Raw genomic sequence first — 13,586 nt, 5'->3', positions numbered from 1 at the left:
CGGCGTCAGCCGACCGCGCCCTCCATCTGCAGCTCGATCAGCCGGTTCAGCTCCAGCGCGTACTCCATCGGCAGCTCCTTGGCGATCGGCTCGACGAAGCCGCGCACGATCATCGCCATGGCCTCGTCCTCGGCCAGACCGCGGCTCATCAGGTAGAAGAGCTGGTCGTCGCTGACCTTGGAGACCGTCGCCTCGTGGCCCATCGTCACGTCGTCCTCGCGGACGTCGACGTAGGGATAGGTGTCCGAGCGCGAGACGGTGTCGACCAGCAGCGCGTCGCACAGCACGTTGGACTTGGAGCCCTCGGCGCCCTCGCCGATCTCGATGAGACCGCGGTAGGAGGTGCGGCCACCGCTGCGCGCCACCGACTTGGAGACGATGTTGGAGGAGGTGCGGGGGGCCATGTGGACCATCTTGGCGCCCGCGTCCTGGTGCTGGCCCTCGCCGGCGAAGGCGACGGACAGCGTCTCGCCCTTGGCGTGCTCACCCATGAGGTAGACCGCCGGGTACTTCATCGTCACCTTGGAGCCGAGGTTGCCGTCGACCCACTCCATGGTCGCGCCCTCGTAGGCCACGGCGCGCTTGGTGACCAGGTTGTAGACGTTGTTCGACCAGTTCTGGATCGTCGTGTAGCGGCAACGGCCGCCCTTCTTGACGATGATCTCCACGACGGCCGAGTGCAGCGAGTCCGAGTCGTAGATCGGCGCGGTGCAGCCCTCGACGTAGTGCACGTAAGCGTTCTCGTCGACGATGATCAGCGTCCGCTCGAACTGGCCCATGTTCTCCGTGTTGATCCGGAAGTAGGCCTGGAGCGGGATGTCGACGTGCACGCCCGGCGGAACGTAGATGAAGGAGCCGCCGGACCACACCGCCGTGTTCAGCGCGGCGAACTTGTTGTCGCCGGCCGGGATGACGGTGCCGAAGTGCTCCTGGAACAGCTCGGGGTGCTCACGCAGCGCCGTGTCCGTGTCCAGGAAGAGGACGCCCTGCTTCTCCAGGTCCTCACGGATCTGGTGGTAGACGACCTCCGACTCGTACTGCGCGGCGACACCGGCGACCAGGCGCTGCTTCTCCGCCTCCGGGATGCCGAGCTTGTCGTAGGTGTTCTTGATGTCCTCGGGCAGGTCCTCCCAGGACTGGGCCTGCTTCTCGGTGGACCGGACGAAGTACTTGATGTTGTCGAAGTCGATGCCCGACAGGTCCGAGCCCCAGTTCGGCATCGGCTTCTTCTCGAAGAGCTTGTGGCCCTTGAGCCGGAGCTTGAGCATCCAGTCGGGCTCGTTCTTCTTCTCCGAGATGTCACGGACGACATCCTCGGACAGGCCGCGCTTGGCGGCGGCGCCCGCGGCGTCGGAGTCGGCCCAGCCGTACTCGTACTTGCCCAGCCCCTCAAGCTCGGGGTGAGCAGTTTCTGTAGGAGCAGTCATGCGGGGTTCCTCCCGGCCTCGTTCGCATGGGTGGCGGTGCTGCTGGTCTTACTGGTCTTACTGGTCTTCGGCGATATCGCGGTGGTGGGTGGTGCCGAGGTCTGCGGTGATCCCTGGGCCTGCGGCCGCGGCGGGTGTTTCTGCGCCGCGGACTTCGGCTGTGCCCCAGGGACGAAGGTCGTACACACCCCGTCGCCGTGCGCGATGGTCGCCAGACGCTGGACGTGCGTGCCGAGCAGGCGGGAGAAGACCTCCGTCTCCGCCTCGCACAGCTGGGGGAACTGCTCGGCCGTGTGGGCCACCGGGCAGTGGTGCTGGCACAGCTGCTCGCCCGCCTGCGCGGGGGCCTCCCGCGCCGTGGCAGCGTACCCGTCCTCGGACAGGGCGCGCGCCAGCGCCCGCGCGCGGTCCTTTGGGGGCACTCCGGCGAGCGCCGCGTGGTACTTCTCGGCCTGCGCCTCGACGCGGGCCCGCGCGAAGGCGGCGATCGCCGCCTCCCCGACCTCTCCGCCGCCCGCCTGCTGGGCGATCCAGCGCAGCGCGTCGGCGGCCAGCTCGTCGTACGCCTGATCGAAGGCGTCCCGGCCGCAGTCCGTGAGGGCGAACACCTTGGCGGGCCGCCCCCTGCCCCGCGAACCGTAGACCCGCTTCGCGCGGGCCTCCACGACGCCCTCACCGGTGAGCGCGTCGAGGTGCCGGCGGACCGCCGCCTGGGTCAGCTCCAGGCGCAGCGCCAGCTCGGCCGCGGTGGACGGGCCGTGATCGAGAAGGGAACGGGCGACCTTGTTCCGCGTGCCGGACTGCTCGTCCTGCGCCGACTGCGGCGCCGGGGCGGACTGCGGCGCCGGGGCGGACTGCCCCGACTGCGGACCCTGAGCCGACCGCGGTGACGCTCCGGCCCCGGCCGCCCGTACTGTTTGCGTGGTCTGCGATGCGGAGGGACCGGGCACGGCGGCTTCGCCGGTGGCCGCTGCGGCCATCGGTCGGTCCTCCCGAGCCTCGTCCCTCTTTTTCACAACGCCATTGTTGCTTAATTCGGCGGAACCCGGCAAGCGCCGCCTGTGACCAGTCACAATGGGGTGCGTCACGTAAGGCGTACCTAACCCGCAAACCCCCGGACGGAGCACCCGGGGCCGCTCCTTAGACTGCGTCCATGCGAAGTTCAGCGGCGCTCGAGGTCGCGGGGCTGGTGAAGCGGTACGGCGACAAGACCGCCGTCGACGGGCTCGACCTGACCGTCGAGCGCGGCACCGTCACCGCCTTCCTGGGCCCCAACGGTGCGGGCAAGACCACCACCGTCGAAACCTGCGAGGGCTACCGCCGTCCGGACGAGGGCACCGTCCGGGTACTCGGTTACGACCCCGTCACCCAGGGCGGCGAGCTGCGGCCCCGGATCGGCGTCATGCTGCAGAGCGGCGGCATCTACCCGACTGCGCGCGCCGAGGAGACGCTGCGCCACATGGCGACGCTGCACGCCCACCCGCTGGACGTGCCGGCTCTCATCGAACGCCTCGGCCTGGGCAGCTGCGGCCGTACGCCCTACCGCCGGCTGTCCGGCGGCCAGCAGCAGCGCCTCGCGCTGGCCCTCGCCCTGGTCGGACGGCCCGAGCTCGTCTTCCTGGACGAGCCCACCGCCGGGCTCGACCCGCAGGCCCGCCACGCCACCTGGGACCTCGTGCGCGACCTGCGCGCCGACGGGGTCACCGTGCTGCTGACCACACACCACATGGAAGAGGCCGAGGAGCTGTCCGACGACGTCGCCATCGTCGACGGCGGCAAGGTCATCGCCCAGGACGCGCCCGACCTCCTGTGCAAAGGCGGCGCCGAGAACACCCTCCGCTTCGCCGGGCGCCCGGGACTGGACCTCGCCTCGCTGCTCAAGGCCCTCCCCGCGGGAACCGACGCGGCCGAGACCCACCCGGGCAGCTACCGGGTGACCGGAACGGTCGACCCCCAACTGCTCGCCACCGTCACCTCCTGGTGCGCCCAGAACGGCGTACTGCCGGACCGCATCTCGGTGGAGCGCAGAACGCTGGAGGACGTCTTCCTGGAGCTGACGGGGAAGGAGCTGCGTTCATGAAGCAGCACGCCCTGACCGGCCGGGGGTCCGGGGGTCGCCCCCCGGGAAAACACAGCTTGGAGCTGACGGGGAAGGAGCTGCGCTCATGAGGCGGCACGCCCCGACCGGCCGGGGGTCCGGGGGTCGCCCCCCGGGAAAACACAGCCTGGAGCTGACGGGGAAGGAGCTGCGCTCATGAGCGGGCGTGCTGCTACCGGTACGTACGCGCCGGAGCCGGGCGCCGCGCCGCTGCCGCGCATGGTGCGCGCGCAGGCGTGGCTGGAGACGCGGACGCAGCTGCGCAACGGCGAGCAACTGCTGCTGACCGTCATCATCCCGACCCTGCTGCTCGTCCTCTTCAGCGCCGTGGACATCGTCGACACCGGCGGGGGCTCGCGGGTGGACTTCCTCGCGCCCGGCATCCTCGGCCTGGCCGTCCTGTCGACCGCCTTCACCGGGCAGGCGATCTCCACCGGCTTCGAGCGGCGCTACGGCGTGCTGAAGAGGCTCGGCGCCTCGCCGCTGCCCCGCTGGGGGCTGATGACGGCCAAGACGTGTTCCGTCCTGGTCATCGAGGCTCTCCAGGTGCTGCTGCTGAGCGTGGTGGCGCTCGCCCTGGGCTGGTCGCCGCACGGCAACCCGGCCACCGTCCTGCTCCTGCTCCTGCTGGGCACGGCCGCCTTCTCCGGGCTGGGCCTGCTGATGGCGGGCACGCTCAGGGCGGAGGCGACGCTGGCGGGGGCGAACCTCGTCTTCATCCTGCTGCTGGTCGGCGGGGGCGTGATCGTCCCGCTGGACAAGTTCCCCGACGCGGCGCAGAGCGCCCTTCAGCTGCTGCCGATCTCCGCCCTCTCCGACGGGCTGCGCGACGTGCTCCAGCAGGGGGCCGGGATGCCCTGGGGCGACCTGGCGGTCCTGGCGGTGTGGGCCGTGGTGGCGCTGGGTGCGGCGGCGCGCTTCTTCAAGTGGGAGTGACCGCGCCTTCCAGCGGGAGTCCTTCACGTGGGAGTGACCGGCCGCCACACCGGTCGGAGAGGCGCAACGGCGCACCGCCACCCCCTCGTGAAAGCGCGCACAAGCAGCGCTCTACGATGGCTCCGTGCCGAAACTGCTCGAACTCGTACGTAACCCCATCGCGTACATCGCCGCGCGCTGGACCCCCTCCCCCCGCACCGTGCAGCGGGCGGCCTTCACCGCGCTGCTGATGAGCATCGTCATCGTGGTGACCGGCGGGGCGGTGCGGCTCACCGGTTCGGGGCTCGGGTGCGACACCTGGCCCAAGTGCAGCGACGACAGCCTCACCGCCACCTCGGCGATGGGCGTCCACGGGGCCATCGAGTTCGGCAACCGCATGATGACCTGGGTGGTCTCGGCCGCCGTCGGCTGGACCATCATCGCCGTACGGTCGATGAAGCCCGCCCGCAAGGGGCTGAGCCGACTCGCCTGGTCGCAGTTCTGGGTCGTGATGAGCAACGGCGTCGTCGGCGGCATCACCGTGTGGGTGAAGCTGAACCCGTTCGTGGTGGCCGGCCACTTCCTGGCCGCGACGGCGCTCCTGACGGTCACGACACTCACCTGGTTGCGCACCCGCGAGGGTGAGGCCCCGCCCCGCCCGCTGGTGGGCAGCCCCGTCAAGAAGCTCACCTACGTCCTGACCTTCTTCGCCGCCTGCCTCATCGTCGCCGGCACGGTCGTGACGGGCGCGGGACCGCACGCGGGTGACAGCAGCGACGTGAAGCGCATGCCGATCGCCGTGGAACTGGCGACGCAGACCCACGCGGCGCTGGCCTGGGTCGTGGTGGCGCTGACGGTGCTGCTGTATGTCGGCCTCCGCGTCATGGACGCCCCCAAGGGCCCCCGGAGCACCGCGCGCAATCTGCTCGTCGTCCTCCTCGCCCAGGGGGTCATCGGGTACGTCCAGTACGTCACCGACCTCCCCGAGGTGCTGGTCGGCGTGCACCTGCTGGGCTCGACGCTGGTGTGGATCGGCGTCCTGCGGGTGGTGCTCTCGACGCGCGAGCGGGCACCGCTCGCGGCGGCCACCGCACCGGAGCCGGAGTTGGCCTCCGCCACCACCGCGCCCGCGGCGACCCCGCAGCCGGCGGCCCCCGCCCCGGCCGCGGGCCACTGAACGACACCGTCCGCACTCACACCGGCACCGGCCACCCGCCGCCGCCCGCACTCGCGCCCGCACCGGCCGGCCGCCACCGATGGCGTCCGCTGACACCGTCCGCCACCGCGCCGGGGACGGCCAAGGCCCGCGTCGGCACCGTTCGCCCCGCCCCCTCGCCCCAGCCGCTACCCGCCGGTAGCATCTGCTTCATGGCAGCAGACAGCAGCAAGCAGGCGGGCCGGCTCGCCAAGCAGATCAGCGGGTTCGCGAAGCGGCACGGCGGTGCCGCCGAAGCTCAGATCGCCTATGTGGGTCAGCGGGGTTTCCGTATCTCCCTGGTGAGCTCGGACGGCACCTGGGGCGATCTGATGGCGCCCTCGAAGGAGGCGGCCGAGGAAGCCGTGCGGGCGGCAGGTGCCACGCTCAAGGAGAGCTTCGACGGCGAGATGGCCGAGCACATGCGCACGGGCCCCTACGAGTGGGAGCGCATGGCCGGCATCCAGGTGGGCGGCCCCGCCAACCGGTAGCGGCGCCGTCCCGAGCGCGCCCTCGTCCCGCTCCCGTCGAGCCGCATCCTCGTCCCACGCCCGTGGAGCACGAGTGGTCGCGTCCCGTGGAGCACGGGCGGTCGCGCCTGGGGGAAGCAGCGGGAGCACCGGTGACGCCGCGGGGCGACACGACACGAATGGCTCCCTCCCGTCCGCCGGGAGGGAGCCATTCGTGTGGCGTGGGGAGAAGCCTGTGCGCGCCCGCGAGCGTCCGCGCGGGCCTCAGCGAAGGAACGGGTCGATGGCCACGGCGGCGAAGACGAGCGACACGTACGTGATCGACCAGTGGAAGAGGCGCATCTCCTTGAGCTTGGCGCCGGTCAGGCCCGCGCGGGCGCGAGCCCGTAGTGCGTGCGCCTCCCAGAGCCACAGTCCGCCGGCCAGTACCGCCACCAGGGGGTAGAACCAGCCGACGTACCCCAGCGGCCACAGCAGCAGGGACACCAGCACCATGATCCAGCTGTAGACGACGATCTGGGTGGCCACGGTGACGTTGCTGGCGATGGCGGGCAGCATCGGCACGCCGACCCGCTGGTAGTCCTCCTTGACCTTCATGGACAGCGGCCAGTAGTGCGGCGGCGTCCAGAAGAACATCACCAGGAAGAGGATGACGGCGGCCCAGCTCACCTCATTCGTGACGGCGGACCAGCCGATGAAGACGGGCAGGCAGCCTGCGATGCCGCCCCAGACGATGTTCTGCGACGTACGCCGCTTGAGGAGCATCGTGTAGACGACGACGTAGAAGAGGAGAGCGCCCAACGACAGGGCGGCCGAGAGCCAGTTGACCAGCAGGCCGAACATCAGGGTGGAGACCACCGCGAGGCTGATGCCGAAGACCAGGCACTCCCACGGCTTGACCATGCCGGTGACCAGCGGGCGGTGCTCGGTGCGGTGCATGAGCGCGTCGATGTCGCGGTCGATGTACATGTTCAGCGCGTTGGCGCCACCCGCCGACAGATAGCCGCCGAGGCAGGTGATCACCACGAGCCGGAGGTCAGGCACGCCCTGAGCCGCCAGGAACATGACCGGGATGGTGGTCATGAGAAGCAGCTCGATGATCCGCGGCTTGGTCAGCTCGATGAACGCCTTCACGCGGGCGCCGAGCGGCCGGTGGCCGCTGGGCTCCAGCGTCCCCGCGGGACGGGATTCGACGGCCGTCACGGACACCCCTGATCGACTCATTGGGAACCAGCGAGCCGACGCTACGGGCACACAGCAGGAAAAGGTGCAGGCCCGGGTCAAGCTCGCGCGTACCACGCCACTTTAGACGCCTGCCATACCTCGCCCGTCATGGGGGGTCGCCCGTGTTGGCCCTCATCGTGGGTGGTCAGCCCGGCCGTGCCGCCGGCCCGCGCGGGGCCCACAGCGTCCCCGGAGGTCAGCGAGGCGGGCAGATCCGAGCGCTGATGGGCCGTGTTCGACGGGCGAATCAGGGGAACAGACGTCAGCCTGGGAGTGGGTGCCGCGGCGCCCCGGGCAGCCAATCGGTGGGAATAGCACATATCTCTCCCACGTTCTGGTGAGTGGCGGCCGGGGGCGCGGCGGTGACCACACAGTGACCTGTCGAAAAGTCGCACGTCCCGGCAACGGTACGCTCGACACCGCCCGGTGAGCGCACACACCGGCCATCGAACATGTGGAGAGGAGCCCTGACGCAGGGTGAGCACCAAGCCGACCACCACAGACTTTGAGTGGACCGACCTGGACCAGCAGGCCGTGGACACGGTTCGAGTCCTGGCCATGGATGCCGTGCAGAAGGTCGGTAACGGCCATCCCGGTACGGCCATGAGCCTGGCGCCCGTCGCGTACCTGCTCTACCAGAAGCTGATGCGCCACGATCCGACCGACCCGGACTGGACCGGTCGCGACCGCTTCGTCCTCTCCGCGGGGCACTCCAGCCTCACGCAGTACATCCAGCTCTTCCTGGCCGGTTACGGCCTGGAGATGGACGACCTCAAGTCGTTCCGTACCTGGGGCAGCCGCACGCCCGGCCACCCCGAGCACGGCCACACGGTGGGTGTGGAGACGACGACGGGCCCGCTGGGCCAGGGTGTCTCCAACGCGGTCGGCATGGCGATGGCCGCCCGCTACGAGCGCGGCCTCTTCGACCCCGAGGCGGCCCCGGGCGAATCCCCGTTCGACCACGACATCTGGGTCATCGCCAGCGACGGCGACCTGGAGGAGGGCGTCTCCGCCGAGGCCTCCTCGCTCGCGGGCCACCAGCGGCTGGGCAACCTGATCGTGCTGTGGGACGACAACCACATCTCGATCGAGGGCGACACCGCGACCGCGTTCTCCGAGGACACGCTGCGGCGGTACGAGGCCTACGGCTGGCACGTGCAGCGCGTCGACCAGAAGGAGGACGGCGACCTCGACCCGAAGGGGCTGTACAAGGCCCTCAAGGCGGCGCAGGCCGAGACCGAGCGCCCCTCCTTCATCGCGATGCGCTCCATCATCGCCTGGCCGGCCCCCAACGCCCAGAACACCGAGGCAGCGCACGGCTCGGCACTGGGCGACGACGAGGTCGCCGCCACCAAGCGCGTGCTGGGCTTCAACCCGGAGAAGGACTTCTTCATCTCCGACGAGGTCTTCGCGCACGTCCGCAAGGCCAGCGACCGCGGTCGCGAGATGCAGTCCGCGTGGGACAAGCGGATGGCCGCGTGGCGCGAGGCCAACCCGCAGCGCGCCGCCGAGTTCGACCGCGTCCGCGAGGGCAGGCTGCCCGAGGGCTGGGAGAAGGCGCTGCCCGTCTTCCCCGCCGGCGAGTCGGTCGCCACCCGTAAGGCGTCCGGCAGCGTGCTCAAGGCGCTCGGCCCCGTCATCCCCGAGCTGTGGGGTGGCTCCGCCGACCTGGCCGGCTCGAACAACACGACGTTCGCGAAGACGTCCTTCCTGCCGAAGGGCAATCCGCTGCAGGGCGCCGACCCGTACGGGCGTACGGTGCACTGGGGCATTCGCGAGCACGCGATGGGTTCGACGATGAACGGCATCGCGCTGCACGGCAACACGCGGGTCTACGGCGGCACGTTCCTGGTCTTCTCCGACTACATGCGTCCGGCCGTCCGGCTCGCCGCGCTGATGAAGGCGCCCGTCACCTACGTGTGGACGCACGACTCCATCGGCCTGGGCGAGGACGGCCCCACGCACCAGCCGGTCGAGCACCTGAGCGCGCTGCGCGCCATTCCGGGGCTCAACGTCGTCCGTCCGGCGGACGCCAACGAGACCGCCGAGGCGTGGGCGGAGATCCTGCGCCGCCACAGCAGCAACCCGGCGCCGCACGGCATGGCACTGACCCGGCAGGGCGTGCCGACCTACGAGGCGAACCCGGCCGCCGCCAAGGGCGGTTACGTGCTGTTCGAGGCGGAAGGCGGCCACCCGCAGGTCGTCCTGATCGCCACGGGCTCCGAGGTGCAGCTCGCCGTCAAGGCGCGCGAGCAGCTGCAGGAGCAGTCCATCCCCACGCGGGTCGTCTCGATGCCGTGCCTGGAGTGGTTCGAGGAGCAGGAGCAGTCCTACCGCGACAGCGTCCTGCCGCCCAACCTCAAGGCGCGCGTCGCCGTCGAGGCGGGCATCGGACTGACCTGGCACCGCTACGTCGGCGAAGCGGGACGCATCGTGTCGCTGGAGCACTTCGGCGCCTCGGCCGACGGCAAGGTGCTCTTCAAGGAGTTCGGTTTCACCGCGGACGCCGTGGAGCTGGCGGCGAAGGAGTCGCTGCAGGCAGCGTCCCGCTGAACCGCCGAGGACTCCCCCCGGACCCGTCCGGGAGGTGCCTGTGGGTGGTCGTTCACCTGAGCGACCACCCGGCGGGCCCCGACACAACGAAAAGCCAACAAGCACAGGAGATGCGAATCCCATGACAGACGCACTGAAGCGCCTTACAGACGAAGGCGTCGCGATCTGGCTGGACGACCTGTCGCGCAAGCGCATCACGTCGGGCAACCTCGGCGAGCTGATCGACGAGCACCACGTGGTCGGCGTGACGACCAACCCGACCATCTTCCAGAAGGCCATCTCGGCAGGTGAAGGCTACGAGCAGCAGGTCTCCGACCTGGCCGCCCGCCGCGTCTCCGTCGAGGAGGCCGTCCGCATGATCACCACGGCGGACGTCCGCGACGCCGCCGACGTGATGCGTCCGGTCTACGACGCGACCGGCGGCAAGGACGGCCGGGTCTCCATCGAGGTCGACCCGCGTCTGGCCCACAACACCAAGGCGACGGTCGCCGAGGCCCGCCAGCTGGCCTGGCTGGTCGACCGGCCCAACACCTTCATCAAGATTCCGGCCACCGAGGCCGGTCTCCCCGCCATCACCGAGACGATCGGCAAGGGCATCAGCGTCAACGTCACGCTGATCTTCTCGCTGGAGCGGTACCGCGCGGTCATGGACGCCTACATGGCGGGCCTGGAGAAGGCCAAGAGCCTGGGCCTGGACCTGTCGGACATCCACTCGGTGGCGTCCTTCTTCGTCTCCCGCGTGGACACCGAGGTCGACAAGCGGCTCGCCGCGCTGGACACCGACGAGGCCAAGGCGCTCAAGAGCAAGTCGGCGATCGCCAACGCCCGACTGGCCTACCGGGAGTACGAGCAGGTCGTCGCCTCCGACCGGTGGCAGGCCCTGGAGAAGGCCGGCGCCAACCAGCAGCGTCCGCTGTGGGCGTCGACCGGCGTGAAGGACCCCGCGCTGTCCGACACCCTGTACGTGACCGAGCTGGTCGCCCCGAACACGGTCAACACCATGCCGGAGGCCACCCTCAAGGCCGTCGGCGACCACGGCGACAACAAGGGCGACGCGGTCCGCGGCACCTACGAGGAGGCGCAGGCCGTCCTCGACGGCATCGCCAAGCTGGGCATCTCCTACGACGACGTCGTCAAGGTGCTCGAGGACGAGGGCGTGCAGAAGTTCGAGGACTCCTGGAACGACCTGCTCTCGTCCACGAAGGCCGAGCTTGAGCGCCTCGCCCCGAAGGAGGCGTAAGCGAATTGAGCAACGTCAGCGGTGCGGTCAACCCGCTGCGTGACGCTCAGGACCGGCGGCTCCCGCGTATCGCGGGGCCGTCGGGCCTGGTCATCTTCGGCGTCACGGGCGATTTGTCCCGGAAGAAGCTGATGCCCGCGGTCTACGACCTCGCCAACCGCGGCCTCCTCCCACCCGGCTTCTCCCTCATCGGCTTCGCACGCCGCGACTGGGAGGACGAGGACTTCGCCCAGGTCGTCCACGACGCGGTCAAGGAACACTCCCGCACCACCTTCCGCGAGGAGGTCTGGGAGCAGCTCGCCCAGGGCATGCGCTTCGTCCCCGGCGAATTCCACGACGACGAGGCCTTCGAAACCCTGCGGACCACCATCGAGGAACTCGACAAGTCCCGCGGCACCGGCGGCAACTTCGCCTTCTACCTCTCGGTACCGCCCAAGTTCTTCCCCACCGTCGTCTCGCAGCTCAAGAAGCACGGCCTCTCCGACGCGGGGCCAGGCTCCTGGCGCCGCGCCGTCATCGAGAAGCCCTTCGGCCACGACCTGAAGTCGGCGCAGGAACTCAACTCCGTCATCCACGAGGTCTTCCGGGCCAGCGAGGTCTTCCGGATCGACCACTACCTGGGCAAGGAGACGGTCCAGAACATCCTGGCCCTCCGGTTCGCCAACACGATGTTCGAACCGCTGTGGAACCGCAGCTACGTCGACCACGTGCAGATCACCATGGCCGAGGACATCGGCATCGGCGGGCGCGCCGGCTACTACGACGGCATCGGCTCCGCGCGCGACGTCATCCAAAACCACCTCCTCCAGCTCCTCGCCCTGACCGCCATGGAGGAGCCCACCTCCTTCGACGCCAAGGCGCTCGTCACCGAGAAACTCAAGGTCCTCAACTCGGTACGGCTGCCGAAGGACCTGGGCAAGCACACGGTGCGCGGCCAGTACGCGGCCGGCTGGCAAGGCGGCGAGAAGGTGCCCGGCTACCTCGACGAAGAGGGCATCGACCCCCAGTCCAAGACCGACACCTACGCCGCCATAAAGCTGGCGATCGACAACCGCCGCTGGGCGGGCGTCCCCTTCTACCTGCGCACCGGCAAGCGACTCGGCCGCCGCGTCACCGAGATCGCGGTCGTCTTCCAGCGGGCCCCCCACTCCCCCTTCGACACCACCGACACCCAGGAACTGGGCGAGAACGCGCTCGTCATCCGCGTTCAGCCCGACGAGGGCGTCACCATCAGGTTCGGCTCCAAGGTGCCCGGCACCCAGATGGAGATCCGCGACGTCACGATGGACTTCGCCTACGGCGAGTCCTTCACCGAGTCCAGCCCCGAGGCGTACGAACGGCTCATCCTCGACGTCCTGCTCGGCGACGCGAACCTCTTCCCCCGGCACCAGGAAGTCGAACGCTCCTGGGAGATCCTCGACCCCGTCGAGGAGTACTGGGACACACACGGCAAGCCCGAGCAGTACTCCGCCGGCACCTGGGGGCCCCAGAGCGCCGACGAGATGCTCGCACGCGACGGACGGATTTGGCGGCGGCCATGAACATCGACCTCACGGACACCACGTCCAGCCGCATCAACGCCGAACTGGTCAAGGCGCGCCGCTCCCTCGGCTCGCCTGCCATGGGCATGGTGCTCACCCTCGTCATCGTCACCGACGAAGGCAACCACTACGACGCGCTCAAGGCAGCGAGCGGCGCCTCCAAGGAACACCCCTCCCGCATCCTCGTCGTCGTCCGGCGCCCAGGACGCTCCCCCCGCGACCGGGCACAGCACCGGCTCGACGCCGAGGTGCGCGTCGGCGCCGACGTGGGCGAGGCGGGATCCGGCGAAACGGTCATCCTGCGGCTGCACGGAGAGCTGGCCTCGCACTCCCACAGCGTCGTCCTGCCGCTCCTGCTGCCGGACGCACCCGTGGTCGTGTGGTGGCCCGAGGACGCGCCCCCCAACCCAGCCGAAGACGCCCTCGGCAAACTCGCACAGCGGCGCATCACCGACGCCGCCGCCACCGAGGACCCCGTAGGCGCCCTCAGCATGCGCGCCAACACCTACGCGCCCGGCGACACCGACCTGTCCTGGACCCGCATCACCCCCTGGCGCAGCATGCTCGCCGCCTCACTGGACCAGAAACTGGCCACCATCGACTCGGCCGTCGTCGAAGGCGAGGAATACAACCCCTCCAGCGAACTCCTCGCCCTGTGGCTCGCCGAACGCCTGCGCGTCCCCGTCGAACGCCGCATCTCCGAAGGCCCCGGCATCACCGGCGTACGGCTGGAAACCGTCGACGGCCAGATCTGCCTCGACCGCGCCGACGGCGCCCTCGCCGAACTCGCCGTCCCCGGCCAGCCCGACCGCCACGTCGCCCTCCAGCGGCGCACCACCGCGGAACTCCTCGCCGAGGAACTGCGGCGGCTCGACCCCGACGAGGCGTACGCCGAAGCCGTCCGCTTCGGCATCAACAAGATC

At 70.0% G+C, this 13,586-nt stretch carries 11 protein-coding genes; 8 read left to right on the top strand and 3 right to left on the bottom strand.

Annotated features, from left to right (window positions below; genetic code table 11):
- Positions 1-5: 5 nt before the first annotated feature.
- Together sufB and AB8Z75_RS09140 are read right to left on the bottom strand one after the other, a co-directional pair.
- Positions 6-1,427, bottom strand: coding sequence for a Fe-S cluster assembly protein SufB (gene sufB / locus AB8Z75_RS09145; protein WP_369200918.1), 1,422 nt, complete (start codon positions 1,425-1,427; stop codon positions 6-8).
- Positions 1,424-2,407 (bottom strand): helix-turn-helix transcriptional regulator, encoded by a 984-nt coding sequence (locus AB8Z75_RS09140; RefSeq protein WP_369200917.1) that lies wholly within the window; start codon positions 2,405-2,407, stop codon positions 1,424-1,426. Before AB8Z75_RS09140 ends, sufB begins: the two co-directional genes overlap by 4 nt.
- Positions 2,408-2,580: 173 nt before the next feature.
- Here AB8Z75_RS09140 and AB8Z75_RS09135 point away from each other — a divergent pair, with 173 nt between their 5' ends.
- The 4 genes from AB8Z75_RS09135 to AB8Z75_RS09120 all read left to right on the top strand — a co-directional run bounded on the left by AB8Z75_RS09135 (position 2,581) and on the right by AB8Z75_RS09120 (position 6,126).
- Complete coding sequence (locus AB8Z75_RS09135) at positions 2,581-3,507, top strand: ABC transporter ATP-binding protein (protein WP_369200916.1); 927 nt, start codon at positions 2,581-2,583, stop codon at positions 3,505-3,507.
- Positions 3,508-3,681: 174 nt separating this feature from the next.
- On the top strand, positions 3,682-4,461 hold the full coding sequence (locus AB8Z75_RS09130; RefSeq protein ID WP_369200915.1) for an ABC transporter permease: 780 nt from the start codon (positions 3,682-3,684) through the stop codon (positions 4,459-4,461).
- Positions 4,462-4,585: 124 nt separating this feature from the next.
- Positions 4,586-5,617: a heme A synthase gene (locus tag AB8Z75_RS09125; RefSeq protein ID WP_369200914.1), complete on the top strand. Its 1,032-nt coding sequence runs from the start codon at positions 4,586-4,588 to the stop codon at positions 5,615-5,617.
- Between the two features lie 191 nt (positions 5,618-5,808).
- The gene (locus AB8Z75_RS09120) at positions 5,809-6,126 is read left to right on the top strand and encodes a hypothetical protein (RefSeq protein ID WP_369200913.1); all 318 of its coding nucleotides are present in this window, start codon (positions 5,809-5,811) and stop codon (positions 6,124-6,126) included.
- Positions 6,127-6,369: 243 nt separating this feature from the next.
- Here the strand turns inward: AB8Z75_RS09120 and AB8Z75_RS09115 are convergent, their stop codons facing one another.
- Positions 6,370-7,329, bottom strand: a complete 960-nt coding sequence (locus tag AB8Z75_RS09115) for a heme o synthase (RefSeq protein ID WP_369200912.1) — start codon at positions 7,327-7,329, stop codon at positions 6,370-6,372.
- Between the two features lie 477 nt (positions 7,330-7,806).
- Between AB8Z75_RS09115 and tkt the strand changes: the two genes are divergently transcribed.
- From tkt to opcA, 4 genes are all read left to right on the top strand, one after another.
- Positions 7,807-9,882 (top strand): transketolase, encoded by a 2,076-nt coding sequence (gene tkt, locus AB8Z75_RS09110; RefSeq protein ID WP_369200911.1) that lies wholly within the window; start codon positions 7,807-7,809, stop codon positions 9,880-9,882.
- A gap of 121 nt (positions 9,883-10,003) precedes the next feature.
- Complete coding sequence (tal, locus tag AB8Z75_RS09105) at positions 10,004-11,122, top strand: transaldolase (protein WP_369200910.1); 1,119 nt, start codon at positions 10,004-10,006, stop codon at positions 11,120-11,122.
- Between the two features lie 5 nt (positions 11,123-11,127).
- Positions 11,128-12,663, top strand: coding sequence for a glucose-6-phosphate dehydrogenase (gene zwf, locus AB8Z75_RS09100; RefSeq protein WP_369200909.1), 1,536 nt, complete (start codon positions 11,128-11,130; stop codon positions 12,661-12,663).
- The coding region (opcA, locus tag AB8Z75_RS09095) for a glucose-6-phosphate dehydrogenase assembly protein OpcA (RefSeq protein WP_369200908.1) at positions 12,660-13,586 on the top strand (927 nt) is incomplete at its 3' end. The genes zwf and opcA, both read left to right, overlap by 4 nt.

The sequence above is a fragment of the Streptomyces sp. PU-14G genome (assembly GCF_041028275.1).
Classification (GTDB): Bacteria; Actinomycetota; Actinomycetes; order Streptomycetales; family Streptomycetaceae; genus Streptomyces.
This window is presented reverse-complemented; position numbering and strand designations above follow the sequence as displayed.